The sequence below is a fragment of the Alteromonas sp. CI.11.F.A3 genome, from assembly GCF_032925565.1.
Lineage (GTDB): Bacteria > Pseudomonadota > Gammaproteobacteria > Enterobacterales > Alteromonadaceae > Alteromonas.
This window is the reverse complement of sequence record NZ_CP136708.1, coordinates 3,717,346-3,729,069: the sequence shown is the minus strand read 5'-3', so window position 1 is coordinate 3,729,069 and position 11,724 is coordinate 3,717,346. Positions and strand designations below refer to the sequence as shown.

The window sequence follows — 11,724 nt, the reverse complement described above, 5'->3', positions numbered from 1 at the left end:
AAATTAACGGTAGGGAGATGTGAAGTGAGTGCCGGTTTTTTGAACGTAATTGCGTTAATGTTTATTGCCGTTTGTAGCGTGGCTATTTTTAAGCGCATCCATTTACCGCCAATTTTAGCGTATTTATTTGCAGGTATATTAGCGGGTCCTCAGCTTTTCGCGCTTTTCGCTCACCCTCAAGAAATGCATTTGCTGGCTGAAACCGGCATCGTTTTTTTGCTCTTCTCACTAGGGCTGGAATTTTCCCTGCCAAAGTTAGTGGCCATGCGTGCATTAGTGTTTGGTGTTGGGGTTGGTCAAATGCTGCTGACCACCGCGGTATTTACCAGTATTCCATATCTTTTCGGGTTACCCATTAGTGCCTCTATTATTATAGGTGGCGCTTTAGCACTAAGCTCAACAGCAATTGTCATCAAACAAGCAACTGAAATGGGGATTCTCAATAATAGAAGAACCCAGCTGGCTGTGAGTATTCTGTTGTTCCAAGATCTTGCTGTTGTTCCTTTCCTTATTGCTATTCCTTTGCTTGCTCAAAGTGGCGAGGTCAGCATTGCATTTGCCTTAGGCGAGGCTTTGCTAAAAGGTATATTCGTCATTGCGTTTTTAATGTCGGTAGGTAAGTGGGTGTTACCCTGGGTCTTTAGAGAAGTGGCTAAAACCCGAACCGATGAGCTCTTTGTTCTTACCACAATTTTAATCGCGCTATTGGCTGGTGGCCTAACTTATTACTTTGGGTTGTCTATGGCATTGGGTGCCTTTCTTGCGGGAATGATGTTGGGTGAAAGTCAGTACAAATACCAACTAGAAGCCGATATACGCCCCTTTCGCGATATTTTGATGGGATTGTTTTTCGTTACCGTTGGTATGCAGCTCGATATAAACGTGTTGTGGAGTAACTTCTTTACCATTGTTCTTGGCGTTGTTGGGCTGATGATTATCAAAATTCTTATGGTAAGGGTGGCCGCTGCGTTTGTGAAAACAAATCCTCTGGATGCATGGTCGGCGGGTATTAAGTTATGTCAGATTGGCGAGTTTAGTTTCGTTATTGCTGCATTGGCGACCACTTATGGTGTGCTGACCACTGGGCAATCTTCTCTTATTGTCAGCATGGGCGTATTGAGCATGGCGCTAACGCCTTGGTTAATGAACAACAGTTTAGTATTTGCAAAGCGTATTGTGGCCAATAAGAGTGAAGACAATGCGCACAATACGTTAATAGTGGATAACGATTTAACCAACCATGTTGTGATTTGTGGCTTTGGCAGGGTGGGGCAATCGGTAGCTCGCATGCTGAAGATGGAAGGCATTGCATTTATAGCGATTGATATGGACCCGGTTCGTGTGCATGAAAGTAGAAATGCAGGTGAGCCAGTGCTGTTTGGCGATGCCAGTCAAAAAGATATTCTTAGTAGCGCCAATGTTGAAAAAGCCAAGCTTATCTTAGTCACCTTTGACCAACCTGATAAAGCAAAACAAGTTATTAGTGGCACCCATCAAATAGATAACACCGCCGATGTGATGGTGCGAACTAAGCGAGACTATCAGTTAGATGGTTTATATTCTGCGGGGGCAAATCAAGTCGTACCCGAGTTGCAAGAAGGTAGTTTGATGCTTATTTCTCAAGTACTGCATTACGCCGGTGTGCCCATGTCTCGAATTTTAAAGCGTGTTCGCGCGGAACGAAAAGGGCGATACGATCACTTGCATGGATTTTACCCAGGGGAAACCACAGAAATAAGCTATGGCACTGAGGATAAACTTGAATTTATTCATGCTGTAGTGCTGTCAGAGCATGCAGCATGTATGGGTAAAAAAATTAAAGATATCGACTTTGCCAGAATGCGGGTGAATGTGCGTGGATTAAGAAGAAATGGTACTGAAGTAAAAGACCCCGATCATGAAGCTGTGCTACAGCCCCATGATGTGCTCGTTATTGCCGGCAAACCTCGGCGCGTAGAACGCGCTGAGAGGAAATTACTGGAAGGCAGCTAGCCGCTCGTAAAATGCTTAAGACCGCTCTTGATGATTGACAGCAAGTGAAAGCATTCAGAAACAATCACTTAGAAAAAGTGTTTAACAAAAAAGCTTATGCAACCTTATCTTTTTCTAAGTCCGCAAACTGCTTTTTCAGATCGTATTTTTCATCGGTAACAATTTTTTCAAGCACAGAAACCCGTTCCTTGAGTGAAGCAATTTCAGCTTGATAAGCTTCTGCTGCTTTATCTGACGCCTTATTTGATTTTTTAGTTTTTGATGAGCCTGTGATACTCACAATGGCCCAAGCGATAATAGCAACAATAAAAATAGCGGTCAGATTCATGGTACTTTCCCTTCAGTTTGTTTTAAATTGTTCTGCATTCAGTGTAGGTGAAAAATAATTTTCTTTCCTACAAACCAAGCTTACAAAGCGACTACGCTAAACATACTTTTTTCGTTACTATAGCGCTTATATATACGCTTGTTCGGAAAAAAGTGTAAATAAATACGTAACTATGCATTAAAGCTTTTTGCCTACTTCATATAGAATAAGCGAATGGACATGCAGATATTTACGTTAGCGCTCTGTAATTCGTAAGTATATCTATACCAAAGATAGCAAGATGACTGCCATTGTTGTAAATTCACTATTAATCAAAGGTTTATAGTAATTTGTATTTATTGAATTATGCTGGTGAAAATCTAATTCACGAAAAATTAGTTAAATTAACGAATGAATGACGAAATTAACAATTCTAAACGCATGGTAAAGCATACAAAGTGGATGCAGCACGCCCTCAGCCTAGCGGATAAAGCAGAAGCAATGGGAGAGGTGCCGGTAGGTGCCTGTGTTGTACATAATGGTGAGTTGATTGGTGAAGGGTGGAATACGCCTATCACAGATAGCGATCCTTCCGCTCACGCAGAAATGAATGCGGTAAGAATGGCGGCAAAGCACTTACAAAACTACCGTACTACCGATGCTACGCTTTATGTCACGTTAGAGCCATGTTCGATGTGTGCCGGAATGTTGGTTCACGCCAGAATTAAGCGAGTGGTATTTGGTGCCAGCGATGCTAAAACAGGGGCGGCAGGGTCAGTGATGAATATTTTGAACCATCCATCACTTAATCATCAGGTTGATGTAATACCAGGGGTGTTGGCCGACGACTGTGCTGATAAAATTTCAGCATTTTTTAAACGTCGTCGAGCACAGATAAAGTTAGATAAAAAAGCCAAACAGGCGGCGCTTAAGCATTGCGGGTCAGCTGAGTAAACATTTCACTGGTGACAAACAGCTTGCGGCGTTGTAGTACTTTTTGATGCATTCTTTTTAGCATCACTCTACGTCTATTATTATTTTTCAATTTTATTCCTTTCCTAAATAATTTGTTTCTTTTCATTTTGCCCTCCTTGTTAATACAAATTGGGAAATTGAATAAGGCATATTGTCATTTCATCGTTTCTGCATTTATGCCTTAACCAGCCGATAAAGCGAGCTACATTCGATGGTACTGATCTTAGATGACACCATAATGACAAAATTCAATATGGCGTTAGCTAAATTCTTCCTTGTTCGTCTAGCCAAAGTAAACTGTCGTAATATCGACGAATATTATCCACATACTGAAGCGCTTCATCGCCCCGTGCGTACCCATAACGTGTTGTTCTGTAGTACTTCTTTTGCCTTAGTTGTGGAAGTCGTTGTTTAACGTCTACCCAGAGATCAGGATTGCCACCCTGACGCTCTGTTAGAATTCGGGCATCTTCTAAATGCCCTAGACCAAGGTTATACGCCGCCATTGCCATCCAAGTTCTATCTGGATCGCCAATTCGTGCAGGAATTCTTCCTAACAAGCTGGCGAAGTAGCGAGAACCTCCGCGAATGCTTTGTTCTGCGTCGGTACGATCTTCTACATCCCAATCATTGGCCGTGTCCATGGTCAGCATCATTAAACCGCGGACGCCCGTGCGAGAAATTGCATCAGGATCCCAGTGGCTTTCTTGGTAACTCATCGCCGCCAATAAGCGCCAATCTAAATCTCCAGCATATTGCTGAAACATACTTTTATAATCTTTTAACAGCGATTCGGCAGATTGATTAAATGCTCTACTATCAACGTAGTCAAATTGCCTAATGTGACCAAAATACTTTTCTTCTAATACGGTAAACCAGCCTGATTGATGCACGGTACCAAAATATTCAATAATGGCAGCTTTAATGGAATCGTCTAATTCAGGGTTTAGTGCCCATGCCATCGGCATTTCTTCTCGTACGGTTAATCCGACGGCCAAATTGGGGTGACGTCTTCGTTGCAGGGCAAGTCGGTTACTATCGGCAAGGGTGTAAGCAATATCGCCCGTCGCCACTTTTTGTAGCAACTCTTCGGCATCAGAATCTTCAGTGGTAACTAATAGCGATTCACTTGAGCCGTTTAATACTGCAAGTAGCTGCGCTTGACTGCTACCTGACACAGCAACGACAGGGTCCACAAGGCTATCGAGTTCACGAGGTCTTGTGGTACCCGCGCGGTATACTAAGTGTTGAGCAACGGTTTGATATGCTGGCCCGTAAGTAAAGCGCATCAGTAAGGCATCGGTAACTGCATCACCCGTGGCGACAATATCAAGGTTGCCTTCGGCAAGTTGCTCTAGCATGGCGTCGTAACTGTAGAAAGGATATAAGTCGAGCGTTACCCCGACATAATCTGAAAAGCCGGCAAGTAATTCATATTCAAAACCTTGTGGACCTTCGGCGCCATTATAATAAGTAGCAGCACCGTAAAGCGTGCCCACTTTTATCGAACCACGCTCTATTAGTGATAACAAAGCGTTCGGAACGGTAGGAGAGCCACAACTTGTAGCGAAAAAGCATAATGCGATAAAAAAAGATGTTTTTAATCGCTTTTTGTATTGTTGTAACGGCATAAACCTTTTCTTATTGTTGTAAATTGGGTCTTGGGAAAAAAAACTGCAACATAGCCTATGTTGAAGGTTACCAATAGAGTATAAATCCTCTATAATCCGCGCCGAAATATTCATCAATTACAGAGGCAACGCGTCCCATTGATGGTCGTTGTTTCTGAACAACCAGGTAAAGCAATATGTTGGTCCTTCGAGGCGCTCCCGCACTATCAGAGTTTCACCAAACTAAACTGATTGCAAAGCTGGGTCAATCCGGCATTAAGGTGAAAAACCTATATAGCGAATATATTCACCTTATCGATTCAAAAGGTGGACTTTCGCAGCAGCAATTAGAAATACTTAAAAAGCTGCTTACCTACGGGCCTGCCCGACAAACCCAAACGCCAACTGGCAACCTCTTCGTGGTAACACCCCGACCAGGAACAATCTCTCCTTGGTCTACCAAAGCAACTGATATCGCAAACAATTGTAGTCTGAACACGATTAATCGTATAGAGCGAGGCTGTGCTTTTTATATAGAAGCAGAGCAATCGCTTAGCGATGCTGACTATAGTCTTGTTGCGGCGCATTTGCATGACCGCATGACGGAAACTGTTTTTCCTGATACTGCGGCGGCAGAAGTATTGTTTGCACAAACCACGGCGAAAACCTTTACTTCAGTAGCGATACTAGAAGATGGCAAGCAAGCACTGGTTGATGCCAATATCCAGCTTGGTTTAGCACTGGCTGATGATGAAATAGAGTATTTATTCGAAAGCTTTACGCGTTTGGCGCGTAATCCTACCGATGTAGAGCTTTACATGTTTGCACAAGCAAACTCTGAACATTGCCGCCATAAGATTTTCAATGCCAGTTGGACAATCGACGGTGAAGACCAAGACAAATCTTTGTTCAAAATGATCAAGAACACATTTGAAGTGTTACCCGATCATGTTTACTCGGCCTATAAAGATAACGCTGCGGTGATGTCAGGCTGGGAAGCTGGGCGTTTCTTCCCGAATCCACAAACACACCAATACGAATACCATCATGAGAATATCGATATTCTGATGAAGGTGGAAACCCATAACCACCCAACCGCTATTTCGCCTTTCCCAGGCGCCGCAACAGGTTCTGGTGGTGAAATTCGTGATGAAGGTGCTACCGGTCGTGGCTCTAAGCCTAAAGCAGGTTTAGGTGGTTTCAGCGTGTCTAACTTACGTATTCCAGGGTTAGAACAGCCGTGGGAAAAAGACTACGGTAAGCCACAACGTATCGTAAGCGCGCTAGATATTATGCTAGATGGCCCGCTAGGTGGCGCAGCATTTAACAACGAATTTGGTCGTCCGAATTTGCTTGGTTACTTCCGTACCTACGAGCAAGAAGTAAATAGCTTCAATGGTGTCGAAGTACGTGGTTACCACAAGCCTATTATGCTTGCGGGTGGTTTAGGTAATATTCGCCGTGAACATATTGAAAAAGGCGAAATTACCGTAGGTGCCAAACTTATCGTGCTTGGCGGCCCTGCAATGAATATCGGCCTTGGTGGAGGCGCTGCCTCTTCCATGGCATCAGGTCAGTCAAATGAAGATCTGGACTTTGCTTCGGTACAGCGTGAAAACCCAGAAATGGAACGTCGTTGCCAAGAAGTTATTGATGCGTGCTGGCAGTTAGGCGATGACAACCCCATTCAGTTTATTCACGATGTGGGCGCGGGTGGTTTATCAAACGCACTGCCTGAGTTAGTTAACGATGGCGGTCGTGGCGGTAAGTTTGAACTGCGTAACGTATTGTCTGACGAACCGGGTATGACACCACTAGAATTATGGTGTAACGAATCACAAGAACGTTACGTGATGTCGGTAGCGCCAGAAAATATGTCGGTATTTGAAGCGATTTGTGCCCGTGAGCGCGCACCTTACGCCGTAGTAGGGGAAGCCACTGCTGAACAAGAATTGAATGTAAACGACAGCCAATTCGATAACCAGCCTATAGACATGCCCCTTGATGTGTTACTTGGCAAGCCGCCTAAAATGCATCGCGACGTTACCAGCAAGCCATTAGAAACCACTGGTTTTAATGAAAGCGACATAACACTAGCTGACGCAGCAACACGCATATTATCGCTACCTACTGTGGCGGAAAAAACCTTCCTAATTACCATTGGCGATCGCTCGGTAACAGGCTTGGTTAACCGCGACCAAATGGTTGGCCCTTGGCAAGTACCTGTGGCCGATGTAGCGGTTACTGCCACTGCTTTTGATACTTACCACGGTGAAGCCATGGCGATGGGTGAGAGAACCCCGGTTGCCTTGTTATCTCATGGTGCGTCAGCGCGTTTAGCGGTAGGTGAAGCGTTAACCAACATTGCTGCAGCAAATATTGGTGATTTAACCCGTATTAAGCTTTCAGCAAACTGGATGGCCGCCGCAGGACACCCCGGTGAAGATGCTGGTTTGTATGAAGCAGTAAAAGCCGTAGGTGAAGAGCTTTGCCCTGAATTGGGATTAACCATTCCGGTAGGCAAAGACTCCATGTCGATGAAAACCGCATGGCAAGAGGAAGGCGAAGAGAAAGCGGTAACATCACCGTTATCGTTAGTGATTTCTGCTTTCGGTGCCGTAAAAGATATTCGTAAAACGGTAACACCAGAGCTTCGCACCGATAAGGGTGACAGCCAACTATTGCTAATCGATTTAGGTGAAGGCAAGAACCGCCTTGGCGCGAGTTGTCTTTCACAAGTGTACGAGCAATTAGGTGATGCACCTGCCGATGTGGTTTCTGCGCAGCGTTTGAAAGCCTTCTTTAATGCGGTACAAACGCTAATAGAGAAACAACTGGTAGTGGCTTACCACGACCGTTCTGATGGTGGACTATTTACCACGGTAGCCGAAATGGCCTTTGCCGGTAAAACCGGTGTAAGTGTTGCGCTAGATGGCATTTCAGGTTCAGAAGCGAGTTCAGACTTATCTGTGTTGTTTAACGAAGAGCTTGGTGGCGTACTTCAAGTGTTAGACAAAGACATCGAGCAAGTTAACGCTGTACTCGCGTCTTTTGATTTAACTGATGTTAGTCATTACATCGGTACGTTAAATACCACCGACACTATCGAATTTACTCGTGATAACGTGGCCGTGCTGAACGATAGTCGCGTAGCCATGCGTACTACGTGGGCACAAACCACCTTGGCGATGCAAAAGCTTCGCGATAACCCTGTATGTGCTGAACAAGAACATGCCGCTAAGCAAGATGCCGCCGATCCTGGCCTACATGCTGCGCTTACGTACGACGTAAATGAAGATATTGCTGCGCCATATATCGCGAAAGGTGTGCAACCTAACGTCGCCATTTTGCGTGAACAAGGCGTAAACTCGCACCTTGAAATGGCTGCTGCATTTAACCGCGCTGGTTTTAACGCTGTTGATGTACACATGAGCGATATCTTAGCCGGTAAAGTCACTCTTGATGACTTCGCCGGTTTAGCTGCTTGTGGTGGTTTTTCTTACGGTGATGTACTTGGAGCCGGTGAAGGGTGGGCGAAATCAATCTTGTTCAACGAGCTTGCACGGGATCAATTCGCTGCCTTCTTCGACCGTAACAGTACCTTTAGTCTAGGGGTTTGTAACGGCTGCCAAATGCTGTCTAACTTGAAGTCACTTATTCCTGGTACTGAACATTGGCCGCACTTTGTTGCTAACCAATCGGCACGTTTCGAAGCCCGTGTTGCCATGGTAGAAGTGACTAAGTCTGCTTCTGTGTTGTTGCAAGACATGGCCGGTTCGCGCATGCCAATTGCAGTATCGCACGGTGAAGGCCAAGCAGAGTTTGCAAGCGACAGCGCGCTTTCGTCTGTAGCATCGCAAGTGGCACTTCGTTATGTAGATAACTACGGCCAACCCACTATGCAGTACCCAGCTAACCCGAATGGTTCGCCTGAAGGTATCACTGGGCTAACCTCTAGTGACGGACGCAGCACTATTATGATGCCGCACCCTGAACGTGTGTTTAGAGCGGTGGCTAACTCATGGCGTCCAGACGATTGGCAAGAAGATGGTGCATGGATGCGTATCTTTAGAAATGCACGTCGTTTTATAGGATAAAAACGCGCTTAAGCTTAGTAGAGGTAAGATGTTCTTATCTCTACTTTTTCACTTAAATGAGCGTGAAGCGTGTCAATAGATTGGCAAAGTGTCAAAAATTTGTACTGAGGGCTTGTCTTCGATAAGTCACTGATCTATTGTAGTGCAATGCAGGGATTGCAGACTGGTTACAGGAGTTTGTTTTAAGGGTTGTACCAACAGAAAATATTGTTGGTGTTGATAACAAGAGACGACGAATGAATCGTTCATCAAAAGGGTTTGGCTTAACCGGAGTAGCCATAGCGGTTGTGCTGATGTTTGTTACTGCTGTTTTCAGCAGTTCAGCTAAATCTGCCGACGTTACTTCAACGCTAGTTGTGCAGTCTTCAGTTAAGTAGTCTGAAAGTGAAATTCTAACGCCAGTATCTGTTTTCAGATACTGGCGTTAATCACTCAGCTTTACCAATTCATTTTATAAATCTTGCGCTATTAGCCTTTCCTATTTTTCTCTCTGTTGATCAATTTCTGATCTGGATGTTTCTTCAATAATACATACGTAGCTGCAAATCCGCCGTGCATAGGTTGCGCCGTGTGGTAGGCAATAACCTCTTCTAATTCAAGCAACCAGTGATTAACAAAACTTTTCTTATAAGCAGGAAAAGGTTTACTCTCTTCACCCTTGCCGTGCTTAATCAATAATGCCCTCACACCTCGTTTATGTGAGTCGGTTATCGCTTTGTATAGTGCATCTCTACTTTGCTCAATCGTCATGCCATTTAAAGAAAGGGTTTCTTCTAATGGGTATTTACCCATGCGTAATTTTTTGAACACACCATCTTGAATACCTGGTTGTTGGAATAAAATGAAATCGTCAGGCTTTACAGGTGTTACCCCTTCTAGACTTAGCGGGCTTTTCAACTTTTCCCTTTCACTGCGTTGACTTGCAGCGCGCCTCTTTTTTTCAGCTATCGCACTCTCTGTATCATGCAATAACGCTTTATTTGAAGGTTTAATGGGTTTTACATCCTGCATCTCAGCAAAGAACGAATGTAAATCATCATTTTTTTCAAAATCAGTCATAGTTTTCTCCCACACTCAGCGAAGCGTTATTTTCATGAATGTATTCGCTACGCCAATACTACTTTTCAACGTTGACCTAAATAAGCACTGTTTTACTAAGATTCAATATGGGGCTGTTTGTTGAATATTCTACTCTCGTATACCATGGGTTTATCCTAAAAGTAGCATCATTTTAAAAGCCGAAGTCGAGATAGTTTTTTAATTATTGGCGACTGAATCTTATACGTAGCTAATTTGACGATGGGTTACTATTAATGAACGTGGCTTAAACGCAGTTTAAAAGTAAACAAATCACAGGGACAAGTATGAAAACAATGTGTCGAATAATCACAATCTTAGTGTTTTACTTAAGTGTCACGATGCCAAGTATGGCGCAAACCAATGATAATGAAATAAAACAGGTGATTGCTACGAAGGTCGCACCGCCGTTTGTCATCAAAAACGAGGATGGTTCTTTTGAAGGTATAAGTATTGCGCTTTGGGAGCAAATTGCAGAATTAACGGCTACTGATTATGCGTTGACCGAAGCCTCTTTGGTTGAGCTGGTGGCGGGAGTAGAAAGCGGTCGTTTTGATGCGTCTGTTGCTGCGCTTACCGTCAATGCGCAACGAGAATCGGTTATTGATTTTACGCACCCCTTTTATACTACGGGATTAGCTATCGCCGTGCCTAGCGAAGGAAATCGGTGGATGTCAGCCGTTAAAGGTTTTTTCAGCTGGGAATTTTTAGTTGCTCTATCAGCTTTGTGCGGCTTGCTACTAGCGGTAGGAGCGTTATTGTGGCTATTTGAAAGAAAGCGCAACACTGAGATGTTTGGCGGCTCAACGCAACAAGGCCTTGGTGCTAGCTTTTGGTGGGCGGCGGTGACAATGACCACAGTAGGGTATGGCGATAAGGCCCCTGTTACCTTTGGGGGGAGGGTAATCGGCTTCATTTGGATGTTCGCAGCCATTATTTTAATCAGTAGCTTTACCGCAGCCATTGCCACAAGCCTTACCGTAAGTCAGCTATCTTCAAGTGTTGAAGGGCTTGAGGACTTACCTAACGTGCGGGTGGGCACCTTGGCAAACTCTGCAAGTAGCGCATTTTTACAAAAAGAAAATATCGGATTTAAGCGGCTTGAAAGCGTTGAAGAGGGTTTGTCGCAATTGGCATCAGGCAAGCTCGATGCATTGGTTTACGATAAGCCCATTTTACAGTACTTAACTAACAACAACTTTGGTGACAGTATTCTTATTTTACCTGAAGTGATTGAACGTCAGGATTATGCTATTGCACTACCAGAAAACAGTGCCCAAAGAGAAAAAATTAATACCGCGTTACTTAGAGTAATAGAGACGGACGAGTGGCAAGAGATATTGGACAATTATCTTGGGAAATAGCACCAGATAGGAATACATTCCGTGATTGCGGTTAAGCGTAGTGGCGTCCCCAGCTGGAATCGAACCAACATCTAAGCCTTAGGAGGGCCTTGTTTTATCCATTAAACTATGGGGACATAACGTTGTGAGAAGCTATTATACGTAGTTCCATCAAATACGAAACCTTTTGATTAATCAATGAGGTGCCGAAGGTTTCATGGTATATGTTTTAAAATTTACCTGTTTGTTTGTTGTACAGAATAATTAGACGTTGTAAGCGGTGAGTTTCGCAGCTTTCTAAAAAAAAGGCCCTGATACAGATG

The 11,724-nt window shown here is 44.1% G+C and carries 8 protein-coding genes and 1 tRNA gene; 5 read left to right on the top strand and 4 right to left on the bottom strand.

Annotated features, from left to right (window positions below; genetic code table 11):
* Positions 1–24: 24 nt before the first annotated feature.
* On the top strand, positions 25–1,992 hold the full coding sequence (locus R1T43_RS16045; RefSeq protein ID WP_317350344.1) for a cation:proton antiporter: 1,968 nt from the start codon (positions 25–27) through the stop codon (positions 1,990–1,992).
* A gap of 94 nt (positions 1,993–2,086) precedes the next feature.
* Here the strand turns inward: R1T43_RS16045 and R1T43_RS16040 are convergent, their stop codons facing one another.
* On the bottom strand, positions 2,087–2,320 hold the full coding sequence (locus R1T43_RS16040) for a hypothetical protein (RefSeq protein ID WP_159529251.1): 234 nt from the start codon (positions 2,318–2,320) through the stop codon (positions 2,087–2,089).
* A 390-nt stretch (positions 2,321–2,710) separates the two neighbouring features.
* On the opposite strand from R1T43_RS16040, the gene tadA reads away from it, so the two are divergent.
* Positions 2,711–3,253, top strand: a complete 543-nt coding sequence (gene tadA, locus R1T43_RS16035) for a tRNA adenosine(34) deaminase TadA (RefSeq protein ID WP_317350343.1) — start codon at positions 2,711–2,713, stop codon at positions 3,251–3,253.
* Between the two features lie 284 nt (positions 3,254–3,537).
* Here tadA and mltF read toward each other — a convergent pair whose 3' ends face one another.
* Positions 3,538–4,905: a membrane-bound lytic murein transglycosylase MltF gene (gene mltF, locus R1T43_RS16030; RefSeq protein ID WP_317350342.1), complete on the bottom strand. Its 1,368-nt coding sequence runs from the start codon at positions 4,903–4,905 to the stop codon at positions 3,538–3,540.
* Positions 4,906–5,081: 176 nt separating this feature from the next.
* On the opposite strand from mltF, the gene purL reads away from it, so the two are divergent.
* Both purL and R1T43_RS16020 read left to right on the top strand, forming a co-directional pair.
* Positions 5,082–8,981 (top strand): phosphoribosylformylglycinamidine synthase, encoded by a 3,900-nt coding sequence (gene purL / locus R1T43_RS16025; RefSeq protein WP_317350341.1) that lies wholly within the window; start codon positions 5,082–5,084, stop codon positions 8,979–8,981.
* Positions 8,982–9,217: 236 nt separating this feature from the next.
* Positions 9,218–9,358 (top strand): hypothetical protein, encoded by a 141-nt coding sequence (locus R1T43_RS16020; protein ID WP_013785166.1) that lies wholly within the window; start codon positions 9,218–9,220, stop codon positions 9,356–9,358.
* A gap of 91 nt (positions 9,359–9,449) precedes the next feature.
* Here the strand turns inward: R1T43_RS16020 and smrA are convergent, their stop codons facing one another.
* Positions 9,450–10,040, bottom strand: coding sequence for a DNA endonuclease SmrA (smrA, locus tag R1T43_RS16015; protein WP_317350340.1), 591 nt, complete (start codon positions 10,038–10,040; stop codon positions 9,450–9,452).
* Between the two features lie 368 nt (positions 10,041–10,408).
* Here smrA and R1T43_RS16010 point away from each other — a divergent pair, with 368 nt between their 5' ends.
* Positions 10,409–11,422 (top strand): transporter substrate-binding domain-containing protein, encoded by a 1,014-nt coding sequence (locus tag R1T43_RS16010; RefSeq protein ID WP_317350339.1) that lies wholly within the window; start codon positions 10,409–10,411, stop codon positions 11,420–11,422.
* Between the two features lie 41 nt (positions 11,423–11,463).
* On the opposite strand, the gene R1T43_RS16005 is transcribed toward R1T43_RS16010, so the two are convergent.
* Positions 11,464–11,538: transfer RNA gene (locus tag R1T43_RS16005), tRNA-Arg, on the bottom strand.
* Positions 11,539–11,724: the final 186 nt, after the last annotated feature.

What these genes read in the sequence shown, in the direction of transcription:
- R1T43_RS16010 (WP_317350339.1), top strand. Translation starts at nt 10,409, where the DNA reads ATGGCGCAAACCAATGATAATGAAATAAAACAGGTGATTGCTACGAAG.
- R1T43_RS16040 (WP_159529251.1), bottom strand. Translation starts at nt 2,320, where the DNA reads ATGAATCTGACCGCTATTTTTATTGTTGCTATTATCGCTTGGGCCATT.
- R1T43_RS16020 (WP_013785166.1), top strand. Translation starts at nt 9,218, where the DNA reads ATGAATCGTTCATCAAAAGGGTTTGGCTTAACCGGAGTAGCCATAGCG.
- tadA (WP_317350343.1), top strand. Translation starts at nt 2,711, where the DNA reads ATGAATGACGAAATTAACAATTCTAAACGCATGGTAAAGCATACAAAG.
- smrA (WP_317350340.1), bottom strand. Translation starts at nt 10,040, where the DNA reads ATGACTGATTTTGAAAAAAATGATGATTTACATTCGTTCTTTGCTGAG.
- mltF (WP_317350342.1), bottom strand. Translation starts at nt 4,905, where the DNA reads ATGCCGTTACAACAATACAAAAAGCGATTAAAAACATCTTTTTTTATC.
- purL (WP_317350341.1), top strand. Translation starts at nt 5,082, where the DNA reads ATGTTGGTCCTTCGAGGCGCTCCCGCACTATCAGAGTTTCACCAAACT.